The sequence below is a fragment of the Chloroflexota bacterium genome, from assembly GCA_018825785.1.
Lineage (GTDB): Bacteria > Chloroflexota > Dehalococcoidia > JACVQG01 > JAHKAY01 > JAHKAY01.
Genome location: JAHKAY010000006.1, coordinates 37,064 through 60,005, shown reverse-complemented (window position 1 = coordinate 60,005; position 22,942 = coordinate 37,064). Strand labels below are relative to the sequence as shown.

The 22,942-nt window shown below is 63.2% G+C and carries 25 protein-coding genes; 15 read left to right on the top strand and 10 right to left on the bottom strand.

Annotated features, from left to right (window positions below; translation table 11 throughout):
* Window positions 1-14 precede the first annotated feature (14 nt).
* From pyrR to KJ624_01160, 9 genes are all read left to right on the top strand, one after another.
* On the top strand, window positions 15-554 hold the full coding sequence (gene pyrR, locus KJ624_01200; GenBank protein ID MBU2008457.1) for a bifunctional pyr operon transcriptional regulator/uracil phosphoribosyltransferase PyrR: 540 nt from the start codon (window positions 15-17) through the stop codon (window positions 552-554).
* On the top strand, window positions 551-1,480 hold the full coding sequence (locus KJ624_01195; protein MBU2008456.1) for an aspartate carbamoyltransferase catalytic subunit: 930 nt from the start codon (window positions 551-553) through the stop codon (window positions 1,478-1,480). The genes pyrR and KJ624_01195 overlap by 4 nt, the downstream gene beginning before the upstream one ends.
* Window positions 1,473-2,804: a dihydroorotase gene (locus tag KJ624_01190; protein ID MBU2008455.1), complete on the top strand. Its 1,332-nt coding sequence runs from the start codon at window positions 1,473-1,475 to the stop codon at window positions 2,802-2,804. Before KJ624_01195 ends, KJ624_01190 begins: the two co-directional genes overlap by 8 nt.
* A gap of 157 nt (window positions 2,805-2,961) precedes the next feature.
* Window positions 2,962-4,038, top strand: a complete 1,077-nt coding sequence (carA, locus tag KJ624_01185) for a glutamine-hydrolyzing carbamoyl-phosphate synthase small subunit (GenBank protein ID MBU2008454.1) — start codon at window positions 2,962-2,964, stop codon at window positions 4,036-4,038.
* A 127-nt stretch (window positions 4,039-4,165) separates the two neighbouring features.
* Window positions 4,166-4,474, top strand: coding sequence for a hypothetical protein (locus KJ624_01180; protein MBU2008453.1), 309 nt, complete (start codon window positions 4,166-4,168; stop codon window positions 4,472-4,474).
* Window positions 4,475-4,478: 4 nt separating this feature from the next.
* Window positions 4,479-4,913: an EVE domain-containing protein gene (locus KJ624_01175; GenBank protein ID MBU2008452.1), complete on the top strand. Its 435-nt coding sequence runs from the start codon at window positions 4,479-4,481 to the stop codon at window positions 4,911-4,913.
* A complete protein-coding gene (gene carB, locus KJ624_01170) occupies window positions 4,906-8,163 on the top strand; it encodes a carbamoyl-phosphate synthase large subunit (GenBank protein MBU2008451.1) in 3,258 nt (1,085 codons plus the stop codon). The genes KJ624_01175 and carB overlap by 8 nt, the downstream gene beginning before the upstream one ends.
* On the top strand, window positions 8,160-8,918 hold the full coding sequence (locus KJ624_01165) for a dihydroorotate dehydrogenase electron transfer subunit (protein MBU2008450.1): 759 nt from the start codon (window positions 8,160-8,162) through the stop codon (window positions 8,916-8,918). Before carB ends, KJ624_01165 begins: the two co-directional genes overlap by 4 nt.
* A 13-nt stretch (window positions 8,919-8,931) precedes the next feature.
* Window positions 8,932-9,342, top strand: coding sequence for a secondary thiamine-phosphate synthase enzyme YjbQ (locus KJ624_01160; GenBank protein MBU2008449.1), 411 nt, complete (start codon window positions 8,932-8,934; stop codon window positions 9,340-9,342).
* Window positions 9,343-9,360: 18 nt separating this feature from the next.
* On the opposite strand, the gene KJ624_01155 is transcribed toward KJ624_01160, so the two are convergent.
* From KJ624_01155 to KJ624_01125, 7 genes are all read right to left on the bottom strand, one after another.
* Window positions 9,361-9,612: an acyl carrier protein gene (locus tag KJ624_01155; GenBank protein ID MBU2008448.1), complete on the bottom strand. Its 252-nt coding sequence runs from the start codon at window positions 9,610-9,612 to the stop codon at window positions 9,361-9,363.
* Window positions 9,609-10,049, bottom strand: a complete 441-nt coding sequence (gene nusB / locus KJ624_01150; GenBank protein ID MBU2008447.1) for a transcription antitermination factor NusB — start codon at window positions 10,047-10,049, stop codon at window positions 9,609-9,611. The genes KJ624_01155 and nusB overlap by 4 nt, the downstream gene beginning before the upstream one ends.
* 157 nt (window positions 10,050-10,206) lie before the next feature.
* Window positions 10,207-11,190: an ACP S-malonyltransferase gene (fabD, locus tag KJ624_01145; protein MBU2008446.1), complete on the bottom strand. Its 984-nt coding sequence runs from the start codon at window positions 11,188-11,190 to the stop codon at window positions 10,207-10,209.
* Entirely contained in the window at window positions 11,183-12,142 is a 960-nt protein-coding gene (gene fabK, locus KJ624_01140) for an enoyl-[acyl-carrier-protein] reductase FabK (GenBank protein ID MBU2008445.1), read from the bottom strand. Before fabK ends, fabD begins: the two co-directional genes overlap by 8 nt.
* A 6-nt stretch (window positions 12,143-12,148) precedes the next feature.
* Window positions 12,149-12,346 (bottom strand): 50S ribosomal protein L32, encoded by a 198-nt coding sequence (rpmF, locus tag KJ624_01135; GenBank protein ID MBU2008444.1) that lies wholly within the window; start codon window positions 12,344-12,346, stop codon window positions 12,149-12,151.
* Window positions 12,347-12,379: 33 nt separating this feature from the next.
* Complete coding sequence (locus KJ624_01130; GenBank protein MBU2008443.1) at window positions 12,380-12,841, bottom strand: DUF177 domain-containing protein; 462 nt, start codon at window positions 12,839-12,841, stop codon at window positions 12,380-12,382.
* Window positions 12,842-13,009: 168 nt separating this feature from the next.
* Entirely contained in the window at window positions 13,010-13,534 is a 525-nt protein-coding gene (locus KJ624_01125; protein ID MBU2008442.1) for a hypothetical protein, read from the bottom strand.
* A gap of 118 nt (window positions 13,535-13,652) precedes the next feature.
* Here KJ624_01125 and KJ624_01120 point away from each other — a divergent pair, with 118 nt between their 5' ends.
* Genes KJ624_01120 through uvrB form a run of 6 tightly spaced genes read left to right on the top strand, consistent with a single transcriptional unit; the run spans window position 13,653 to window position 18,558 of the window.
* Window positions 13,653-14,408 (top strand): YebC/PmpR family DNA-binding transcriptional regulator, encoded by a 756-nt coding sequence (locus KJ624_01120; protein ID MBU2008441.1) that lies wholly within the window; start codon window positions 13,653-13,655, stop codon window positions 14,406-14,408.
* 11 nt (window positions 14,409-14,419) lie between these two features.
* Window positions 14,420-14,911, top strand: coding sequence for a crossover junction endodeoxyribonuclease RuvC (gene ruvC / locus KJ624_01115; GenBank protein ID MBU2008440.1), 492 nt, complete (start codon window positions 14,420-14,422; stop codon window positions 14,909-14,911).
* Entirely contained in the window at window positions 14,908-15,483 is a 576-nt protein-coding gene (gene ruvA, locus KJ624_01110) for a Holliday junction branch migration protein RuvA (GenBank protein ID MBU2008439.1), read from the top strand. The genes ruvC and ruvA overlap by 4 nt, the downstream gene beginning before the upstream one ends.
* Window positions 15,484-16,044, top strand: coding sequence for a sulfite oxidase-like oxidoreductase (locus tag KJ624_01105; protein ID MBU2008438.1), 561 nt, complete (start codon window positions 15,484-15,486; stop codon window positions 16,042-16,044).
* Window positions 16,037-16,567, top strand: coding sequence for a hypothetical protein (locus KJ624_01100; GenBank protein MBU2008437.1), 531 nt, complete (start codon window positions 16,037-16,039; stop codon window positions 16,565-16,567). Before KJ624_01105 ends, KJ624_01100 begins: the two co-directional genes overlap by 8 nt.
* On the top strand, window positions 16,567-18,558 hold the full coding sequence (uvrB, locus tag KJ624_01095; GenBank protein ID MBU2008436.1) for an excinuclease ABC subunit UvrB: 1,992 nt from the start codon (window positions 16,567-16,569) through the stop codon (window positions 18,556-18,558). Before KJ624_01100 ends, uvrB begins: the two co-directional genes overlap by 1 nt.
* Before the next feature lie 3 nt (window positions 18,559-18,561).
* On the opposite strand, the gene KJ624_01090 is transcribed toward uvrB, so the two are convergent.
* The 3 genes from KJ624_01090 to KJ624_01080 are packed head-to-tail and all read right to left on the bottom strand — an operon-like array spanning window position 18,562 to window position 22,894.
* Window positions 18,562-20,646, bottom strand: a complete 2,085-nt coding sequence (locus KJ624_01090; protein MBU2008435.1) for a DNA translocase FtsK — start codon at window positions 20,644-20,646, stop codon at window positions 18,562-18,564.
* Between the two features lies 1 nt (window position 20,647).
* Window positions 20,648-22,282, bottom strand: coding sequence for a ribonuclease J (locus KJ624_01085; GenBank protein MBU2008434.1), 1,635 nt, complete (start codon window positions 22,280-22,282; stop codon window positions 20,648-20,650).
* Between the two features lie 6 nt (window positions 22,283-22,288).
* Window positions 22,289-22,894, bottom strand: coding sequence for a uracil-DNA glycosylase (locus tag KJ624_01080; protein MBU2008433.1), 606 nt, complete (start codon window positions 22,892-22,894; stop codon window positions 22,289-22,291).
* Between the last annotated feature and the right edge of the window lie 48 nt (window positions 22,895-22,942).

Sequence of the window (22,942 nt, the reverse complement as noted above, 5' to 3'; positions counted from 1 at the left end):
CAGGGGGTTTTTTTATGCAGGAAAAGGTTATCCTCAACGCCGAGGACTTCCGCCGCGCCCTGACCCGCATCGCCCACGAGGTGGTGGAGAGGAACAAGGGGGGGCAGGAGGTGGTGTTTGTGGGCCTCCTCACCCGGGGGGTCCCCCTTGCCCAACGCCTGGCCAGGAATATCCGGGAGTTTGAAGGGATAGAGGTGCCGGTGGGGGTCCTGGATATCGGCCTCTACCGCGATGACATCCCCCTGGGGCCTCCCCCCCAGGTGCGCCACACCTATATCCCTGGCGATATCACGGGGAAGGCCGTGGTCCTGGTGGACGATGTGCTCTATACCGGGAGGAGCATCCGGGCGGCTATGGATGCCCTCATGGACTACGGCCGGCCGCGCTCAATTCAACTGGCGGTGCTGGTGGACCGGGGACACCGGGAGCTGCCCGTCCGGCCCGACTATGTGGGGAAGAATGTCCCCACCTCCCGGGATGAGGAGGTCATAGTGAGGCTGGCGGAGGTGGACGGGAGGGACGAGGTGGCCATCAGAAAGAAGGAGACACCTTGACCTGGCATCACCACCATGTCCTGGACCTGGACGATTTCTCCCGAGAGGAGATAGAGGCCGTTCTGGAAACGGCCTCGGCTATGAAAGAGGTACTCACCCGTCCGGTGCCCAAGGTGCCCACCCTGCGGGGGAAAAGGGTCTTCGGCCTCTTCTATGAGCCCAGCACCCGCACCCGCGCCTCCTTTGAGCTGGCGGCCAAGACTCTAAGCGCCGAGGTGGTGGGCATCACCGCCCAGGCCTCCAGCGTGGTGAAGGGGGAGTCCCTTCTAGACACCATAAAGACCATCGAGGCCCTGGGGGCCGATGCCATCATCATCCGCCATCCCGAGGCAGGGGCCCCCTACCTGGCGGCCCGCTACTGCCGGGCCAGCATTGTCAATGCCGGAGACGGTGCCCATGCCCACCCCACCCAGGCCCTCCTGGACATCTTCAGCCTCAGGCAGAAGATAGGGGGCCTGGAGGGGCTGAAGGTGGTGATTGTGGGGGACATCCTCCACAGCCGGGTGGCCCGCTCCAATATCCGGGGCCTCAGGGCATTGGGGGCCCGGGTGGTCCTCTGTGGCCCCCCCACACTCCTCCCCATGAGCTTCGCCGATGCCTATGCCGGGGTGGAGGTAGAATGGGACCTGGAACGGGCCCTGGAAGGGGCGGGGGCAGTTATAGCCCTCCGGCTCCAGTTGGAGCGCCAGCAGGACCTCAGCCCCTCTCTGGAGGAGTATGTGGCCTTCTACCAACTCAACGCCCAGAGGCTTTCCCGGGCCCGGCCGGGGGCCCCCATCCTCCACCCCGGGCCAGTAAATGAAGGGGTGGAGATAGACCCAGAGGTGGCCCGCGGGCCTCAGTCCCTGATAGATGAACAGGTGACCAACGGGGTGGCGGTGCGGATGGCCCTGCTCTATCTCCTGCTGGGAGGTGCCCATGAGTGACCTTATCCTTATCTCCGGAGGCAGGCTGATGGACCCCGGCCAGGGGCTGGACGGCGTGAGAGACATCCTCGTGGGGAAGGGTCGGGTCCTGTGGATAGGCCACGCCCCCCCGCCCCAGGAGCCGGACAAGGTCCTTCAGGGCCAGGGCCTGGTGGTCTCCCCCGGGTTTGTGGACCTCCACTGCCACCTGCGGGTGCCGGGGCAGGAGGACAAGGAGACCATGGCCTCGGGCACCCTGGCCGCCTGCCGGGGGGGCTTTACCACGGTTTGCGCCATGCCCAACACCCGCCCCCCGGTGGACACCCCTCCCCTGATAGAGTTCCTGAAGGACAAGGCCTCAAGAGAGGGCCTGGTGAGGGTCCTCCCTGTAGGGGCCCTTACCAGGGGCAGGGTGGGGAAGGAGCTGGTGGAGATGGAGGCCATGGCCCGGGCGGGGGCGGTGGCCTTCAGCGATGACGGCCACCCGACAGGCTCCCGGATTATGCGCCAGGCCCTGGAGTTCAGCCGCTACCTGGGCCTGCCCGTTATGGACCACTGTGAGGACCCGGAGCTTGCCCGGGAGGGCCTGGTGAACGAGGGGGTGGTCTCCCTCCGCCTGGGCCTGCGGGGCATGCCCTCCCAGGCGGAAGAGGCGGCGGTGGCCAGGGATGTGGCCGTGGCGGGCCTCACCGGGGGGCATGTCCATATCCACCATGTGAGCTCTCAGGGTTCCCTGGAGCATATCCGTAGGGGGAAGGAGAAGGGGGTGAAAGTGACCTGCGAGGCCACCCCCCACCACCTGACCCTCACCGATGACAGGCTCCTGGCCCCTATCCCCTACGATACAAACCTCAAGGTCAACCCCCCCCTGCGCTCGGAGCGGGAAAGGAAGGCCCTGGCCGAAGCACTGAGGGAAGGCTTGATAGATGCGGTGGCCACTGACCATGCCCCCCACGCCCTCGTGGACAAGCTGGTGGAGTTCTCCCGGGCGGGTCCGGGGATGTCCAATCTGGAGACGGCCCTGGGCAGCCTGATGGCCCTGGTGCACCGGGGCGAGCTGGACCTCCTCACGCTGGTCGCCCGTCTCACCATAGGCCCGGCCCGCATCCTGGGAAAGGAGCTGGGGAGCCTCAAGGTGGGCTGGCCCGCCGATGTTGTCATCTTTGACCCCGACAGGGAGTGGACGGTGGACCCCCAGGCCCTCGCCTCCCGGGGGAAGAACACCCCCCTGGGTGGGGAGAAGCTTAAGGGCAGGGTAATGGCCACCCTGGTGGGTGGGAAGGCCGCTTACCTGGACCCCTCCCTCAAGCTGGAAGTCCCGGAGTCCCGAAAAGCGAAGATATGAAGGGGAGAAACAAGTTATTGAAAGCGATGTCCTCCTTTGGGGAACGGGGGTGTCCAGAGGGGCTTTGCCCCCTCTGGCGGGGGCCTGGGGGTGTCCCCCAGGAATCTCTATTTCAAATTCCCCCTCTCCCCCAGGGAGAGGGGGACAGGGGGTGAGGGTGGCTAAATCTTTCCTGGTCCTGGAGGATGGGTCGGTCTATGAGGGCGTCCCTTTTGGGGCGGAGACCACTGCCTATGGCGAGGTGGTCTTCAGCACCGCCATGACCGGCTACCAGGAGATGCTCACCGACCCCTCCTATGCCGGCCAGGTCCTTGTGGCTACCTATCCCCTCCAGGGGAACTACGGCATCAACGCCCAGGACTTTGAGAGCAAGAGAATCCAGGTGCGGGGCTTTGTGGTCCGGGAGCTCTGCCCCACCCCCAGCCACGAGCTTTCCCACAAGACCCTGGACCAGTTCCTGAAGGAATACGGCATCCCTGGCCTCTGGGGCGTGGACACTCGGGCCATCACCCGAAGGCTGAGGGTGCGAGGGGTGATGATGGGGATGCTGGCCCAGGGGCTTTCTCCGCAAGAGGCCCTGGGCATCCTCAAGAGCCGGCCCAGCTACGGGGAGATGGACTTTGTCCAGGAGGTAACCACCCCTGCCCCCTATGACTGGCCTGCCCCCCCGGCCCCCAGCTACCACATCGTTGTGCTGGACTACGGTCTCAAATATAATATCCTGCGCCTGGTGGCCCGGAGGGGCTGCCGGGCCACCGCTGTGGCGGCAACAGCCTCCGCCGAGGACATTCTTGCCCTCAAGCCCGATGGCATAGTCCTCTCCCCTGGCCCGGGGGACCCGGCCCTGCTGGACTACACTGTCCGGACAGCAAAGGGGCTTGTCGGGAAGAAGCCCCTCCTGGGCATCTGCCTTGGGCACCAGATTTTAGGGCAGGTCTTTGGCGGGAGGACCTTCAAGCTGAAGTTCGGCCACCGGGGGGCAAACCACCCGGTAAAGGACCTGAAATCGAGGCGGGTGTTCATCACCGCCCAGAACCACGGCTACGCCCTGGACGGGGACAGCCTTAAGGGGGGACTGGAGGTGAGCCAGATAAACCTCAACGACGGCACCGTGGAGGGCCTGGCCCATAGAGACCTGCCCATCTTCTCTATCCAGTACCACTCCGAGGCCTCCCCCGGCCCCAGAGACAACGAGTATATCTTTGACAAATTCCTGGAGATGGTGAAAACATGAAGCTATCGGGATGCAGGGGCGAGATAATTCCCCCCTCTCCCTGAACGGAGAGGGGGCCAGGGGGTGAGGGCTGCTCGCCGCAGGGGCAGGCTTGAACAGAAGGCCCTGGCAGAAAGGGTGAGGTTCTATGAAAGCCATCTTTAATTTGGCCCAGCTGGTAGCTGATGCCACCACGGAGTTCCTGGCGGAGAACAAGGGGATGAGGGTGGAGGGAATGGCCGAGTACGTCATCCTCATCCAGGGGAAGACGGGGGAGGACCGTCTCCGGGCGGCGATGGAAAGAGGGGAGCTCTCGGACGGGAAAATCAAGGAGGCCATCCTGAACCTGCTGATGTGCGCGGCGGGGAGGGCCAGGGCCCGGGGCAGCACCGACATAAGCAGCGAGGACATCTGCCTATCCATCCCGGATGCCAAGCGCCTCTACCCCTGGGGATAGCCTTATGGCCTACTGGCTTTCCAGCACCAGCCCGGAGAGTTTTGAGTTGGACATTGGGAACGAGTTCGCCCTGGACGGCTACCAGGAGGAGGACCTCGAGAAGGCCATCCGGGTGGAGCCCGGGGACAGGATTATCTACTACGTCCGGGGGTGGGAGGCCTTCGGGGCCATCTGCGTGGCCCGCTCCCGCGTCTTCGTGGAGTGGCGGCCCATCTGGCCGGACAATGTCCGCCCCGTCCGCTTTGAAAGGCGTCCGGAGCTCGTCCTGCCAAAGGACAAGGCCTTGCCGGCTGGGGCGGTGTCGCCTCACCTGAGCTTTGTCCCGGGAAAGCTCAGGCATCCCGGGGGCCGCCTCTTCCGTGAGGGCCTCAGGGAAATACCCAGAGAGGACTTTGAGCTGATTGAGCAGGAGATGAAGAAGCGGGCGGGGGATGGATAAGCCCAAAAAAGTCCTGGTCATAGGGTCGGGGCCCATTATCATCGGGCAGGCGGCGGAGTTCGACTACGCCGGGACCCAGGCCTGCAAGGCCCTCCGGGAGGAGGGGGTGGTCTCGGTCCTGGTCAACTCCAACCCCGCCACCATTATGACCGATGAGGGCATCGCCGACATCGTCTATATCGAACCCCTCACCGTGGAGGCTATCGCCCGGGTCATAGAAAGGGAAAGGCCTGATGGCCTACTGCCCACCCTGGGGGGCCAGACCGGGCTGAACCTGGCGGTGGAGCTGGCGGAGGCGGGGGTGCTGGACAAATACGGCGTCCGCCTCCTGGGCACCCCCCTCTCCACCATCAAGAAGGCGGAGGACCGGGCCCTCTTCCGCCAGATGCTGCTGGAAGTCGGGGAACCCGTCCCCTCCAGTGAGACGGCCACCACCCTGGAGGAGGCCCAGGCCGCCGCCAAGAAGCTGGGCCTGCCAGTGGTCATCCGCCCCGCCTATACCCTGGGGGGCACCGGCGGGGGCCTGGCCCATACCTGGGAGGAGATGACCAGCATCGTCCAGGGGGGACTGGCCGCCTCCCCCATCCACCAGGTATTGGTGGAGAAAAGCCTGGAGGGGTGGAAGGAGATTGAATACGAGGTGATGCGGGACGGGGCCGATACCTGCATTACAGTCTGTAATATGGAGAACATTGACCCTATGGGGGTGCACACGGGGGACAGCATCGTGGTGGCCCCCTCCCAGACCCTCACCGACAAGGAATATCAGATGCTCCGCTCCGCCAGCTTGAAGATAATCCGCGCCCTGGGGATTGAGGGGGGGTGCAACATCCAGTTTGCCCTGAGGCCCCACCCCATAGTAATGGAGAAATGGGGGGGTGGGGAGGGGAGTGCCTACTATGTCATTGAGGTCAACCCCAGGGTTAGCCGCTCGTCGGCCCTGGCCAGCAAGGCCACAGGCTACCCCATTGCCAGGGTGGCGGCCAAGATTGCCGTGGGCCGCCGCCTGGACGAGATACCGAACCGGGTCACCGGCAAGACCACGGCTGCCTTTGAGCCTGCCCTGGACTACTGTGTGGTGAAGATACCTCGCTGGCCCTTTGACAAGTTCGCCTCGGGGGAGAGGACCATCGGCACCCAGATGAAGGCCACGGGCGAGGTCATGGCCATTGACCGCTGCTTTGAGGCCGCCTTCCAGAAGGCTATCCGGTCCCTGGAGTTCGGCAACAAGAGCATCTTGTGGGAGGACAGGGGCTGGGGCAGCGACTGGCGCCAGTTCCCCCTCTATCCACCCCACGACCTCCGCATCTGGGCGGTGCTGGCGGCCCTCCGGAGGGGGGCGGGGCACGGGGAGCTGGCCCAGAGGACAGGGGTGGACCCCTGGTTCCTCTCCCGCTTCCAGAACCTGGTGGAGATGGAAAGACGACTCCTGTCCGAGCCCCTCACTCAGGACCTCCTGCGCCAGGCAAAGCGCCTGGGCTTCCCAGATGAGGTAATCGCCACCCTGGCCGACCGCCTGCCGGAGCAGGTGAGACAGCTCCGCCGGGGGTGGGGGATAAGGCCCGTCTACAAGATGGTGGATACCTGCGCCGCCGAGTTTGAGGCCCAGACGCCCTACTTCTACAGCACCTACGAGCAGGAGAACGAGGCACTGCCTCTGGAGGGGAAAAAGGCGGTGGTGGTGGGCTCGGGGCCTATCCGCATCGGCCAGGGGATTGAGTTTGACTACTGCTCCGTCCATGCCGCCTGGGCCCTGAGCCGGGAGGGGATGGCCTCCATCATGGTCAACTCCAACCCCGAGACTGTCTCCACCGATTTTGACACCTCCGACCGCCTCTATTTTGAACCCCTGGATGAGGAAAGCTTGAGGGACATCCTGGAGAATGAGGGGGAGACCACCCCCACCATTGTCCAGTTTGGGGGCCAGACGGCGATAAACCTGGCCGAGCCTCTAGTGCGGGCGGGCCTGCCCATCGCCGGCTCCTCGGCCGAGACCATAGACCTGGCGGAGGACCGCCGGCGGTTTGAGGACTTCCTCAACCGCCTGGGTATCCCCCAGCCCCCTGGGGCCGGGGTCACCTCCCGGGGGGAGGCTCTGGAGATAGCTACCCGGATAGGCTACCCTGTCCTGGTCCGCCCCAGCTATGTTCTGGGGGGCCGGGCTATGGAAATCGTCCACAACCCCGAGGAGCTCCTGAGGTATGTGGGAGCGGCCATGGAGATGGACTCCAAGCACCCCGTCCTTATCGATAAGTACCTGGGGGGGAAGGAGTGCGAGGTGGATGCGGTCTGCGACGGCGAGAGTATCCTCATCCCCGGGATAATGGAGCATATTGAAAGGGCGGGGGTCCACAGCGGCGATTCCATCGCTGTCTATCCCGCCCTGGGCCTGACCCAGGCCGAGGCGGACAGCCTGGTGGACTACACCCTGCGCATCGGGAGAGCCCTCCAGGTGAAGGGGCTGATGAATGTCCAGTTTGACATCATGAGGGACGGGGATGGAGGCTCCACGGTCTATGTCCTGGAGGTGAACCCGCGGGCCAGCCGCACCATCCCGTTTATCTCCAAAGTCACGGAGGTGCCCATGGTGCGCCTGGCGGTCCAGGTGATGCTGGGGCGCAGCCTGAGGGAGCTGGGCTACCCATCGGGGCTGTGGAAGAAGCAGAAGCTGGTGGGGGTGAAGGCCCCCGTATTCTCCATGTCCAAGCTGGCGGGGGTGGATACCTACCTGGGCCCGGAGATGAAGTCCACCGGCGAGGTCATGGGTATTGACTATGCCTTCGGCCCCGCCCTGGCCAAGGCCCTCATGGCGGCGGGCCTCATGCTCCCGCCCCAGGGGGCCTTGCTCCTTTCCATAGCAGACCGGGACAAGGGGGAGGCCCTGCCTTTGGTCCAAAGGCTGGCCCAGGCAGGGTATCGCCTTTATGCCACCGAGGGCACCGCGACCCTGATAGAGAGGGCCGGCCTGGAGGTGACCCAGATCTCCAAGAAGCTGAGCGAGGGCCATCCAAATGTCCTGGACATCATCCTGGGGGGAAAGGTAGAGGGGGTGGTCAACACCCTGACCCATGGGAGCACACCCCTCCGGGACGGCTTCCAGATCCGCCGGGCAGCGGCGGAGCAGCGCATCCCCTGCTTTACCTCCCTGGACACCTTCCGGGTGGCCCTGGAGGTGCTCATTGATTCCGCCCAGCCCTACTCCATCCTGCCCCTGCCCCTTTACCGGGCCGGGGTGAAGGAAAGGGCTTGAAGCGCCTTTTCGCCCCTGTCCTCTGGGTGGAAGAGGTCAGGCCCGGGATATTTCTTATGTGGGCCGAGAGGCCGGAGATGGCCCTGGAGCCGGGGCAGTTCTTAATGGTGGGCTGCGGGGAAGGGGTCTTCCTGCGCCGCCCCTTGAGCGTCCACCGCGCCACCCCCTCCCGCCTCGCCTTCCTCTTTCAGGTGGTGGGGAAGGGCACCTCCTGGCTCTCACGGAGGAAGCCGGGTGAGGCCCTGGACCTCCTGGGGCCCCTGGGCAAGGGTTTTCATCTGGATGGCAAGGCAAAAAGGGTCCTGCTGGTGGCAGGGGGGATGGGGGTGGCCCCCTTGGCCTTCCTGGCCCAGAGGGCCGGGGAGAAGGGCCTGGAAGCTACCCTCCTCCTGGGGGCCAGGACGAAGGAGAGGCTCTATCCCCAGGAGCTCCTCCCCCCGGGACTCAAGACGGTCATAGCGACAGAAGATGGCAGCTTTGGTGATAGGGGGCTGGCAACGGACCTGTTGCCCGGGCTATTGGCTAAGGCGGACCAGGTCTTTGCCTGCGGGCCGGGAGAGATGCTACGGGCCCTGGCCCGGATGCCTGAGCTCAAGGATAAGCCTGTCCAGGTCTCCCTGGAGTTGAGGCTGGGGTGCGGCTTTGGGGTCTGCCTGGGCTGCTCGGTGCCCACCGGAAACGGCAACCGCCTGGTCTGCCGGGATGGCCCGGTGTTTCTCCTGGATGAAGTCAATTGGGATGGCGTAGAACTATGAAAGGGGGAAAGTCATGCACCTGAGCCTGGAGTTAGACACCAAGGGCGACGGAGATTGCCTGGACATCACCGCCAGGGTGGCGGAGAAGGTGAAGGGGAGCGGGGTGGCCTCTGGGGTGGTAGTGGCCCTTGTCCTGGGCTCCACCGCTGGCCTCATCCTCAACGAAAATGAGCCGGGCCTGCTGGAGGACCTGAGGGCCCTGGGGAACAGGCTGGTCCCCCCCCTCGCCGACTACCGTCACAACCAGGCCTGGCAGGAGAAGAACGCCACCTCCCACCTCAGGGCCTGCCTCTTCGGCTTTTCCCTTTCCCTCCCCTTCCGGGAGGGCCAGCTCATACTTGGCCCCTGGCAGCAGATAATCCTTCTGGAGTTTGACACCCGCCCCCGCCGGCGCACCATCCAACTCTCTATCCTGCCTGCCTGACGGGGGATAGCTACAGTACTAGATGCCCCGGCTCTTGAGGTAGTCCAGGGCGTCTTGGACGGTCTTCAGCTTGGCCATATCCTCATCGGGGATTTCAAACTTCTTATCGGGGTTGGAGAACTCCTCCTCGATGGCCATGACCAACTCCACCAGGTCCAGGGAATCGGCGTTCAGGTCCTGCACGAAACTGGCCCCCGGCACCACCTGGTCAGGCTCCACCCCCAGTTGCTCAGTGATGACCTTCTTCAACCTTTCTGCGACTGTTGTCATCCGTTCGCCTCCTTTCCTGGGGCTGTTTTTCCCAGGACCTCATCGGCTACCGAGCCAAGAACCCCGTTGATAAAGCGGGGGGAAGTATCTGAGCCAAAGGTCTTGGCCAGCTCCACGGCTTCATTGATGGCCACCTTCAGCGGTATATTGGCAGGATGCAGGACCTCCCACAGGGCAAGGCGCAGGATGTTGCGGTCAACCGGGGAGAGCTGCTCCAGGGGGAAGGCGGGGGCCAGACGCCTCAGGCGGGAATCTAGCTCCCTTTGTTTCTTGAGCACCCCCTCCACCAGCTCCCGGGAATAGCCCTTTACCTCGGGGGGCAGTGCTTCCTCCTCCACCAGGCGCTCCAGGGCCAGGAGGGGGTCATGGCGGGCCACATCCCCCTCGTAGAGGGCCTTGAAGGCGGTCTCCCGGGCCCACCGCCTTGGGCCTTTCACGGGCGGTCCTCTATTTGGGGCAACACCCGGTGAAAGCCATGCCGCAGGCAACGGCGGCAATGTTCCGGGGCCTGGGGGGCCAGACCGCCGGAGCCGCAACGAGAACAGCGCAGAGCAGTCCTTATGCCCATGTGTGCGGTATTCTGGCTATTCTTGACTACCCGGGAGGGGCAATCTTCCTTGCCCTTTCCAGGCTGGGGAGGTCACCGATGTTGATGGTCTGAACCTGAGGGGCAGTGCGCTCAATCATTCCGGAGAGCACCTTGCCTGGTCCCAGCTCTACAAAGGTATCTACCCCCCGTTCGACCATCAAATTCACCGATTCCTGCCACCTGACGGGGCAGCAGAGCTGGACGCGAAGCTCCTTCTTCACCGCCTGGGAACTGGTGAGGGGCCGGGCAGAGGCATTGGCCACGATGGGCACCTTGGGGTGATGGAAACGCAGGGAGGAGATAGCCCGGCCCAGTGCCCGAAGGGCCCGGCGCATGACGGAGGAGTGGAAGGGCCCGCAGACATCCAGGGTTACCACCCTCCTGGCCCCCCGCTCCTGGGCCAACTCTCTGGCCTCGGCCAGGGCCTCCGCGGTGCCGGCGATGACGACCTGGCCGGGGCAGTTAACGTTGGCTATCTCGGTCCCGCTCCACTCGCATACCTCAACCACTGTCTCCAGGTCCAGCCCCAGGATGGCGATCATCCCGCCCTTTTCTTGCTGGGAGGCCTTCTGCATCAGCTTGCCCCGCTGCCTGACCAGAGAGACAGCCTCGGGGAGGTCCAGGACGCCGGCGGCCACCAGGGAGGTGTACTCCCCCAGGCTGTGCCCGGCCACAAAGTCTGGTTTTCCCAGGCAGGGCTCCAGGCCCATCTCCCGGGCCGCTTCCAGACATGCCAGGCTCATGGTGAGGATGGCCGGCTGGGCATAGACCGTCTGGCGCAATTTCTCCTCCGGCCCTTCAAAGCAGAGTCGGGAGAGGTCGAAACCCAGGCTCTCGTCGGCTTCGTCAAAGACCTGGCGGGCGGAGGGGAAGGTCTGGTAGAGGTCCTTGCCCATCCCCACCCACTGGGTACCTTGCCCCGGGAAGATAAAGGCCACTTTGGACCCCTTTGAAGGGCTTCGTTTTTTGGGGGAACCTTTCTTAAACATGTTTCACAGGCTGGGGCAGGACGGCCAGCCTTTTTAGCACCTCCTCTGCTTCCCGCACGATTTCCTCAACAATATCCTTTGCGGGCTTTATGTCTCTTACCAGGGCAGCGCTCTGCCCTGCCATGACAGAGCCGTTTTCCACGTCCCCTAGAATTGCTGCCAGATAGAGCTTGCCCTCACCCAGCTTCTCCAATTCTTCGGGCGTGGCCCCGGCCCTTTCCCGTTCCTGGAAAAGGCGGGTAAGCCTATTCTCCAGACAGCGCACCGGGTGGCCGGTGGGGGTGCCGGAGACTACCGTGGAGCGGTCCCTCGCCTCCATTATCTTCTTCTTGTAGTTGGGGTGGGCTATGCATTCCTGGGCGCAGACAAAACGGGTGCCTATCTGGACCCCCTGGGCCCCCAGGGCAAGGGCGGCTGCAAGGCCCCGCCCATTGGCGATACCCCCGGCGGCCACCACAGGCACATCCACCGCCTCCACCACCTGAGGCACCAGCGCCATAGTGGTTATCTCACCGATATGGCCCCCGGACTCCATGCCCTCAGCTATGAAGGCATCGGCCCCGGCCCGCTCCAGCCTCTTGGCCAGGGCCACTGAGGCCACTACCGGGATGACCCGGACCCCTGCCTCCTTGAAGCGGGGGATATGAACCGCCGGGTTGCCGGCACCGAAGGTGACCACCTTCGGTCTCTCCTCCAACACCACCTCTATCACCTCCTGCACATTGGGGGAGAGGAGCATGACATTGACGCCAAAAGGCCTGGCGGTCCTTTCCTGGGTCTTGGTTATCTGCTCCCGCACCCAGGAGCCGGGGGCATTCCCGGAACCGATGATGCCCAAGCCCCCGGCGTTGGAGACCGCCGACACCAGCTCACTGGTGCCAAGCCAAGCCATCCCGCCCTGAAAGATGGGGTATTGGATATCTAGAAGGTCGCAAAGGGGAGTTCTAAGCAACCCCCTCTACCCCTTTTTCCCCTTCCCCTTTATTTTTACTGCTTGCCTCCCATTGTAGTAGCCGCAGGTGGGACAGGCGTGATGGGGTAGCTTGGGAGTGTGGCACTGAGAGCACGGGCTGAGAGCGGAGCTCACGCGGTGGAGATGGCTTCGCCTTTCTCCCTGTCTGGCCCTGGCAGTTCTTTTCTTGGGTAAAGGGGCCATAGCTGGCTTTTCTCCCTCCTTTGCTTCTTGGAGTTAGTCCCTTGGGCAGGAATGGGGGCCCAGGTTGAGGTTGTGCCCGCAGCGGGGGCAGAGGCCCAGGCAACTGGGCCGACAGACTTGCTTCATGGGCATTTGCAGAAGGATATACTGCCTGAGGGCTTCTGTCAAGTCCAGCACCTGGTGCGAATCTATGGTGAAGGCGTCCTCCGGGGTCGCCAGCCTGCCTCCCTTCCAGGGGTCCGAGGTGGGGAAAAACTCCTCCTCAATATGGAAGGGGACGGAAAGTGTAAAACTGTCCAGACAACGGTTGCAGGAGGCTTCCATCCTGGCCTCCAGGTTGGCCGTTATCAGGAGGCCTTGGGAGGTGCGCATAAAATTCAACCTGCCCGCGACAGGGAACTCCTCCCCTTCACACAGGCCCATCCTCTCTTCCAGGCTATAGGTGTGGATGGTGCCCACGGGCTCCCTCAGCTGCTCCCCTACATCAAAGCGCATCAGTTCCCCGGATGGGCCACATTTTAGGGGCCTTCTCCCACCCTGTCAAGCCTCGGCGGGCGAGGCTCCACGGGCAGGTCATTGGGTTCTTATGCGTCTAGGTGTAGTCACTTGTCGGCCCTCACCAAATCAGGCCATGTCTTGTAAGGGGCCTTGATGCCTGCCACGTCAGCGGTTCTTATGCATATATGCCTCATATTTTAGGCTGACGACCTTTGTTCTCTCCCAATCCGTGGTCATAAAGTGGAGAGTGCCTTGTTTAGGCGGTGTATCTATTGGTATTGTGCTAGTCAACTGAAAGGCTATTCGTTTGAATAATGGCTTGGATGGCGACAGAGTATAGCCTTCGCCAAAACCTTCCATATCTGACATCAGATTGGCTCGTATACTTTTGCCTTCAATGAGGATGTCAAGATACACTTCACGGACAGCAACCGCATTAGGGACTTTTACCTCAATCGTCCCTGAAAACTGATACTCACTAGGGATATTGGTGCGCTGGAAATACTCTCCTTTGAAATCTGATAGGTCTATCCCAACCCCGACTTTGCTGTGAATACGAAGATAGCTTGTAACGGCTAGACCAATACCAGGAATGAGAAGAACTATCCCCCAGCAGATGTATCCTGCACTCATGAAGCCGAAACCAGCCACTAGAAAGGCTACACCGAAGCCTATCTCCCACCCAAACATCACGCCCATTATAACAGCGACGACAAGAGACAAATACCACGATACACTAAGAGGCATAAGAACCGGTCATTGAGGGCACTTGACAAAAGTGCTAGAATCTGGGCGAGGGAGGGGGAAGATGTCCGGACATTCCAAGTGGTCTACGATAAAGCGGGCGAAAGGCGTCACCGACCAGAAGCGTGGCGCGCTGTTCTCCAGGCTCTCCCGGGAGCTGGCCATCGCTGCCCGCCAGGGGGGGGCGGACCCCCAGACCAATGTGCGCCTGCGCCTTATCATCCAGAAGGCCCGGGATGTGAATATGCCCGCTGACAACATCTCGAGGGCCGTCCAGAGGGGGGTGGGGGGGGCGGAGGGGGCCAACCTGGTCGAGCTTACCCTGGAGGGCTATGGCCCCGGCGGGGTGGCCATCATGGTGGCGGCCCTCAGCGATAACCGCAACCGCACTATCCAGGAAGTGCGCAATGTCTTATCCCGCCACGGCGGAAGCCTGGCCGAGAGCGGCGCCGTGGCCTGGCTCTTTGAGTCCCGGGGGGTTATTACCGCTGAAACCACCACGCCGGAGGAGACGGCCCTGGAGGCCATAGATGCCGGGGCCGAGGATGTGAAGACCGAGGAAGCGCTCATCGAGGTCTATACCCGACCCCACGACCTGGAGAAGGTGCGCCGGGCCCTGGAGGCCAAGAACCTGAAGATAACCGCCTCGGATGTTTCTCTGGTGCCCCGTTCCACCGTCATGGTGGAGGAGAGGACCGCCATCCAGAACCTGAAGTTGCTGGAGAGCCTGGAAGAGATGGAGGATGTCCGCTTTGTCAACACCAACCTGGACTACTCCGATGCTGTCCTGGAGAAGCTGAAGGCCTCCGGCCTCGTCTGAGGGTTTCCCTCATGGAAAATAGGCGCATCCTGGGCCTGGACCCGGGCACTCAGATTATGGGCTACGGCCTCATTGAGGGGGACCCGCCTAAGGCCCTGGCCTGGGGGACATTCACCGCCCCCCGCCGGCCCCTCGGGGAAAGACTGCTCTTTATCTACAAGGGGTTGGAGGAGATTCTGGACAAGCACTCCCCTGATGAGGCGGCGGTGGAGGAGCCCTTTGTGGCCAAGAACCCCCGCTCGGCCATCGCCGTCGGGCAGGCCCAGGCCCTGGCCTTCCTGGCCTGTGCCGGTAGGGGAATACCTATCCGCTCGTATTCCCCCACCCAGATAAAGGGGGCCGTGGCCGGCTACGGGAGGGGGGAGAAGGGGCAGGTGCAGGAGATGGTAAGGCTCCAGCTGGGCCTGGAGGAGACCCCCGGCCCCGACGCCGCCGATGCGCTGGCCGTGGCCCTCTGCCATCTCTACCACTCCCGTCGGCAGGAGCTTGTAGGGGAGAAATGATTGCCAGCCTGAAAGGGGTGCTCGAGGGACGGGGGCCGGGCTGGGCCCTGGTCCGGGTGGGGGGGGTGGGCTTCCAGGTCCACATCCCCGCCTCAAGCCTGGCCCGCCTGGGCCCGGTGGGGAAGGAGGTGGAGCTCCATACCCATCTCTATCTGCGTGAGGAAGTCCTGGCCCTCTACGGCTTCGCCACCGCCGAGGAGCTGGGCCTCTTCCAGAGCCTAATCGGGGTGAGGGGGGTGGGGCCAAAGCTGGCCCTGGTCCTCCTCTCCGCCCTCCCCCCGGACCGGCTCACCCTGGCCATCGCCTCGGGCGACGAGGACCTGCTCACCCAGGTGCCCGGGATAGGCAAGAAGACCGCCCAGCGGCTCATCCTGGAGCTCAAAGGCAAGCTGGAGAAGCTGGTGTCCCCTGTCCCCGTCTCCGAGGGCGATGCCGAGGTCCTCTCCGCCCTGACCAATTTGGGCTACACCCTGGCCGAGGCCACCCGCGCCCTCTCCTCCCTCCCCCAGGAGAAAGCCCTCAGCCTGGAGGATAGAATAAAGCTGGCATTGCAGAGCCTGGGGGCAGGATAGATGGACCCTTCCCGGCTGCCCCCCGGCCAGCACCTGGTCAGGGACCTGCCGGTCCTTCACGTGGGGTCGGTGCCCAGGTTTGACCCCAAGACCTGGGACCTGCGGGTGGAGGGGGAGGTGGAAAAGCCCCTGCGCTTTTCCTGGCCTGAGTTCCTGGCCCTGCCCCGGGTGGTGAGGAAGAGCGACGTCCACTGCGTCACCGGCTGGACCCGCCTGGACAACGACTGGGAAGGCGTCCTCTTCCAGACCCTGGCGGACCTGGCCCGGCCCCGGCCCGAGGCCCGCTTTGCCACCATAGAGGCCGAGGCCGGCTACTTCACCAGCCTGCCCCTGGATGACCTCCTGAGGGAAGATGTCCTCCTGGCCTACCGCCTGGACGGCGAGGACCTGGCCCCGGAGCACGGCTGGCCCCTGCGCCTGGTGGTGCCCCACAAATACATCTACAAGAGCGCCAAGTGGGTGCGGCTGATTCGGTTCACCCGGGAGCAGGAGCCCGGCTTCTGGGAGAAACGCGGCTACTCCAACTCCGCCGACCCCTGGAAAGAGGAAAGGTATGCCTGAGCTCGTAATTGGCCTGGTGCTAGGATTCGTCTCGAAACTCCTGTATGACGAACTTAAGTCACCAAGAGTTGAACTGGTGTCAGTGTCGAGAGAAGCTTTCCACATTGGGCCCATAACACAGGTCCCAGGCGGCTTTGATAACGATTACAATGCTTACCGCCTGAAGGTGGAGAACCACCAGAAGGGATTCCTAGACTGTGCCGCTGAAAACTGTGTAGCTTGGTTACTTCTGGATTCAGCGCCTGAAGCTTACCAACTCTGTTGGGTAGGAGGCGCGTCCGAGTTGACCCTGAACGTGGGAGATATGAGAGAAGTGGACACTTGCGCCAGAGGCATTCAGACCGGTGTCGTTGTTGCCCCAACTGAGATAGGCTATTCCAAATCGTCACTTCGCAAGATTGGCGATGGCTCTCGTGATTTGCATGGCACAATTAGAATCACCTGTAAGAACGGCAAGAAAGCCGAAAAGAGGATAGCAATACGGCCCGTAGCCAACTGCCAACTAGATATAAGCTTGGCATGATGCCCAACTTTCAAATAGTCTCTGACTTTCGCATGACGGGGGACCAGCCCCTGGCGGTGGAGAAGCTCGTCGGGGGGCTGGGGAGGGGCTTCCGCCGGCAGACGCTGCTGGGGGTGACGGGGTCGGGGAAGACCTTCACCATGGCCAATGTAGTGGAAAGGCTCCAGCGCCCCGCTCTCGTCATCTGCCACAACAAGACCCTGGCCGCACAGCTCGCCTCCGAGTTCAAGGACTACTTCCCGGATAACGCCGTGGAGTATTTCGTCAGCTACTACGACTACTACCAGCCCGAAGCCTATGTCCCCCGCACCGATACCTATATTGAGAAGGAAACGGATATCAACGAGGAGATAGACCGCCTCCGCCATGCCGCCACCAAGGCCCTCTTTGAGAGGAGGGATGTCATCATCGTGGCCTCCGTCTCCTGTATCTATGGCCTGGGTTCCCCGGAGGAATATTACAGCTTTGTAATCAAACTCAAGAAGGGGCAGAGGGTCCAGAGGCAGAAGCTCCTGCGCTCCCTGGTGGACATGCAGTATGAGCGCAACGATGTGGACTTTACCCGGGGGCGCTTCCGCGTGCGGGGGGATACCCTGGAGCTCCAGCCCGCCTACGAGGAGACCGCCATAAGGCTAGAGTTCTGGGGCGATGTTATTGAGCGTATCCTGGAGGTGGACCCCCTCACCGGCGAGATACTGGGGACGAGGGAGGAGATTGACATCTTCCCCGGAAAGCACTTTGTCACCTCGCCCGACGCGCTCTCCCGGGCCCTCCAGGCCATTGAGGCCGAGCTGGAGGAGCGGGGCAAAGAGCTCAAGGCGGAGAGCAAGCTCCTGGAGGCGGAGCGCCTCCTCAACCGCACCCGCTACGATATAGAAATGCTCAGAGAGACGGGATACTGCCAGGGGGTGGAGAACTACTCCCGCCACCTCTCGGGCAGGCCACCGGGCAGCCCTCCCTGGACCCTCCTGGGCTACTTCCCCCAGGACTACCTGATGTTCATAGACGAGTCCCACATGACCCTGCCCCAGATAAGGGGCATGTACCACGGGGACATCTCGCGGAAGCAGACCCTGGTGGACTACGGCTTCCGCCTGCCCTCGGCCCTGGACAACCGTCCCCTTAATTTTGAGGAGTTTGAGGAGCGGGTGAACCAGGTCATCTATGTCTCGGCTACCCCCGGCCCCTATGAATACGCGCACAGCGAGCAGATAGCGGAGCAGCTCATCCGCCCCACAGCGCTCCTTGAGCCTTCGGTGGAGGTGAAGCCCACAAAGGGGCAGATAGACGACCTTCTGGAGCAGATAAAGGTGCGGGTGGGGAGGGGGGAGAGGGTCCTGGTCACCACCCTCACCAAGCGCATGGCCGAGGAGCTCTCCGACTACCTCCGGGAGATGGGCATCAAGACCCATTATCTCCACTCGGAGATAGAGACCCTGGAAAGAGTAGAGATTCTACGGGACCTCCGGCGGGGGGTCTATGATGTGGTGGTGGGCATAAACCTCCTCCGGGAGGGCCTGGACCTGCCGGAGGTCAGCCTGGTGACCATCCTGGACGCCGATAAGGAGGGGTATCTGCGCTCCGCCGGGGCCCTCATCCAGACCATGGGGCGGGCTGCCCGCCATGTGGACGGCCATGTCATCCTGTATGCCGACACCATTACTGGCTCAATGAAGGCCGCCATGGACGAGGTCCAGCGCCGGCGGGACATCCAGACGGCCTATAACCAGGAGCACGCCATTACCCCCCAGGGGATAAGGAAGGCCATCCGGGACATCACCGAGCGCATCAGGGTGGTGGCGGAGCCCCGGGCCCCCTATGAGGTCTCCACCCCCGCCACCGCCGAGGGCATTCTCAAGCTAATCAGGGAGCTGGAGGGCCAGATGAGGAAGGCGGCCCGGGAGCTGGAGTATGAGAAGGCCGCCCTCATCCGCGACCGCATTATTGACCTGCGCCGTGACCTGGAGCTCCTGTCGCCCCTCAGGAAGTAGCCCTTATGAGTTTTCTTTGGCGGCCAGGCCCTCTTTTTCCAGGGCTTCCATGAGCTTGGCGGCCCGGGGGTAGCCTACCTGGAGCTGGCGCTGGAGGAAGGAGGCGGAGAGCTTGCGGTGCTCTTTGGAGAGCCTGCGGGCAGCTTCCAGGAGGGAATCCTCCCCCTCTTTGGCAGCGGGGGCGGTGGGCTCCGCTATCGGGGCAACGGGCCCTTTCTGGCGGGACCAGAAGGCCACCAGCCTTTCTATCTCGGCATCGGAGACATAGCAGCCCTGGAGGCGCTTGGGTTTGGTGGCCTCGGTGGGGAGGAAGAGCATATCCCCCCTCCCCAGGAGCTTTTCCGCCCCGGCCATGTCCAGGATGGTGCGGGAGTCCACTAGCTGGGATACGGCAAAGCTGAGGCGGGTGGGGAAGTTGGCCTTTATAAGTCCGGTGACCACATCCACCGAGGGGCGTTGGGTGGCCACTATCAGGTGGATGCCCGTGGCCCTGGCCAGCTGGGCTAGGCGGCAGAGGCCGTGTTCTACCTCCTCAAAGGCGGCCATCATCAGGTCAGCCAGCTCGTCTATGAAGAGGACGAGGCTGGGCAGGGGGGGCCGGATTTTTTTGTTGTAGTCATCAAGATTCCTGGCCCCGACCTCGGCGAACTTCTTGTAGCGGTTATCCATCTCGAGATTGAGCCAGCGCAGGGCTTCTACAGCCTTCTCCCGGTCCACGATGATGGGGAAGGCCATATGGGGGACCCGGTTATAGGCCACCAGCTCCACCCGCTTGGGGTCCACCATCATCAGCCGGAGTTCCTCGGGGGTGTTATACATCATAAGGCAGCAGATGAGGGCGTTGAGGCAGACGGTCTTACCCGAGCCGGTGGCCCCGGCGATGAGGAGATGGGGCATCTTGGCCAGGTCGGCCACCACCACCTCCCCCCCGGCCCCCTTGCCCAGGGCGAGGGCCAGCGCGGCCTTGGGCCGGAGGCGCTGGAAGGGAGCGCTCTCCATAACGCTCCTGAGGCCCACCGTGGCGAAGGAGGTGTTGGGCACCTCCACCCCCACCAGCGGCTTGCCCGGCACGGGGGCTTCAATGCGGACAGCGGCGACAGCCAGGGCCATGGCGAGGTCGTTGGCCAGGGAGACAATCCTCTCCACCTTCACCCGGGTGCGGGAGACCTCCTCCTTGCGGACCCGGACATTACCGTTCTTGTCCTTCTCTTTCAGCTCCCGGAAGCGCCGCTCCCAGCCCGGCTCCACCCCGAACTGGGTGACCGAGGGGCCCACATTTACCTGGACCACCTTGGCCTCTACGCCGTAGCTGGACAGGGCCTCTTCCAGCAGGTGGGCCCGCTTCTCGTTGTCCATAGGTCTTGCCTCTGCCTCAGGGCTGATGTCCAACAGCTCCAGGGGGGGCAACTCCCACCCCGAGGCGGTAAGGATGGGCTGGACTGGGACGGGGGGTGGAGCCCTCTTCCTCCATACCTCCATGACAACCTTCTTGAGGCGGGCGGGGGCAGGGGGGGTGGAAGGCTTTGGTGGCTGCTTGGGTGGGGCTTCTTCCTGTTCCTCTTCTTTCATGCGGGACAGTTCAACGGGCGCTTCGGCGGGCCGGGGCCGCCGCAGCCGCAAGCGCAGCGGGAAGAGGAAGGGCCGCTCTATAAGAAGCAGGACCCGCCGGGTAACTCTCAGGGTAAGACGGGGGGACCAGAAGATGAGGCCCAGGTAAAAGAGGACCGCCAGGCGCAGGAAAGCTATCCAGGTAGGCGGTCCCAGGAACCGCTGCCCCCATTCTCCCCCATAGCTGGAGTCGGTCAGGGTGGCTATGTCCCAGCCGGCTAAGGAAAAGGACAGGAGGGCAAGCCATCTCCGCCGCCAGATGAATGAGAATCGGCCCAGACGCCAGAGCGTGAGAAGCACGAGGAGGAAGAAAGCAGGAAGCGCAAGCCCCACGCCCATGAGCTCGTACGCCCAGTCAGCCCACTCCTGGGTCATGTCCGGCAACTCGGGGAGCTCATAGTAGAGGAGCACCAGCGCCGCCACCAAGAGAATGATCCCCAGGGTGCCCCAGAGGGAAGGCCTTCTTGCGGCCCGGCCCATTTTAGACCTCTACCACCACCGGTAGGACCATGGGCTGGCGGTGGGTCTCCTGGTAGAAGAACCGCCCCAGGACATCTTTTACCCTGTCCTGGACAAGGCCCTCTATCTTGCCGTGGCCCAGCTGGCGGGTGAGGAGGTCCCGGCTCCTTTCTGCCAGTGCCTGCCACTCCTTTTCCTCCACAAAGCCCCTGGAGACCACATCGGGCCTTCCCACCAGCCGGCCGGAGCGTCTTTCCCGGGTGAGTATCACCATTACCACCCCGTCATGGGCCAGGCTCTGACGGTCCCTCAACACCACAGGCCCCACCCCGCCTAGCCCGTCCACATAGATACTACTGATGGGCAGGTGCTCCATCACCAGGCCCCCCCTGGGGCCGATTTCCAGGGTATCCCCGTCCTCCAGGACAACGGTATTCTCCTTGGGCATCCCCAGGGACTGGGCCAGGCTGGCATGGAGGCTGAGGTGGCGGTATTCCCCGTGGATGGGGACGAAGTATTTGGGGTGGACCAGGTTGATAAGCAGTTTCAGTTCTTCCTGGCTGCCGTGGCCGTGGACATGGACCCGGGCCAGCTTATCATAGAGGACCTGGGCCCCCAGCCTGAAGAGGGCGTCTATGGTGCGGTTGATGAGGGCCTCATTGCCGGGGATGGGGGAGGCGGAGATGACCACGGTATCTCCGGCCAAGATGCGCACCCTGGGGTGGTCCCCCCGGGCTATCCTTACCAGGGCGGAGGTAGGCTCCCCCTGGCTGCCGGTGATGAGGAGGACCACCTTGGGTAGGGGCAGTCCAGGCAGTTCCTCCAGTTGGCCCAGGGTGCCGGGGGGTATTTCCAGATATTTCAGCTTCGTGGCTATCTTTACCGTATCCTGCATGCTCCTGCCCAGGACAAAGACCTTCCGGCCATGCCGGGCGGCCGACCGGAGGACCTGCTGGGTGCGGGATACCAGGGAGGCAAAGGTGGTGATGATAACCCTTCCCGGGGCCTCGGCCATAATCCTGTCCAGGGTCTCCCCCACCACCTTCTCCGAGGGGGTATAGCCGGGGAGCTCCACATAGGTAGAATCGGAGAAGAGGAGCAATACCCCATCCGTCCCTGCCTTGGCCAGGCGGGATAAGTCAGTGAGCCGGCCGTCCACGGGGGTGTGGTCCAGCTTGAAGTCGCCGCTGTGGACAATGGTGCCCAGGGGGGTATGGATGATGAGCCCCACGCCATCGGGGATGCTGTGGCTGACCTGGTAGAACCCTACCCGGAAGGCCCCCAGCCTCACCTCCCCCCCCGGCCGCACCACCTCCAGCCTGGCCTTGACCCCGTGCTCCTTGAGCTTGGCCTGGATAAGGCCCCGGGTGAGGGTGGTGGCATAGACCGGGACATCCAGCTTGGGCAGGACATAGGGGAGGGCCCCGGTATGGTCCTCATGGCCATGGGTGATGATGATGCCCCGCAGGCGGTCCTTTCTCTCCTGGAGATAGGAAATATCGGGGATGACCAGGTCCACCCCCAGCATCCCCTCCTTGGGGAACATCAGCCCGCAGTCAATAGCAATAATATCCCCGCCCAACTCCAGGGCCAGCATATTCTTGCCGATTTCCCCCAGCCCGCCCAGGGGGATGACCTTAAGCCTGTCTTTAGCCATAGTAGCCTAGAAGAAGCTGAGCTGCCGGGTGGGCTTTTCCCCCCGGTCCTTCTCCGCTTCCCGGATGGCCTGGGGTAACTTGAGAATGTCCTCCTGGATGACCTTTCTCAGGCTTCCCTGGTGGAGGGCGGCGGCGGGGTGATACATGGCGAAGTAGATAGTGGAGTCCTCCTTGCGCCAGGAGCCGTGGACCTGGCTGATGGTCTTGCCGGGGAAGAAACGGGCCAGAGAGTGGCGGCCCAGGCTGACTATCGCCCTGGGCCTGAGGAGCTCTATCTGACGGTCCAGATACTTTCGGCAGGTTTCAATCTCATCGGGCAGGGGGTCCCGGTTGCCCGGGGGCCGGCACTTTACCATGTTGGTGATGAATACCTCCTCCCGCTTGAGACCGATGGAGCCCAGGAGCTCCTCCAGGAACTTGCCGGCGGGGCCTACGAAGGGACGGCCCATCTGGTCCTCATGCCAGCCCGGGCCCTCCCCAACAAAGAGGATGGACCCGTCTTTCCCCTCCCCTGGCACTGCGAGGTTACGGCCCTGGCTCAGGCGGCAGTCTGTGCAGGCCTTTACCCTCTCGGCCAGCTCCTCTGGGGAAAGGTCCCTGACCTCTTTCATCCTCTTTTGGGAAGATAATAGCACGGCACCCCCCGGGCGTCAATGAAT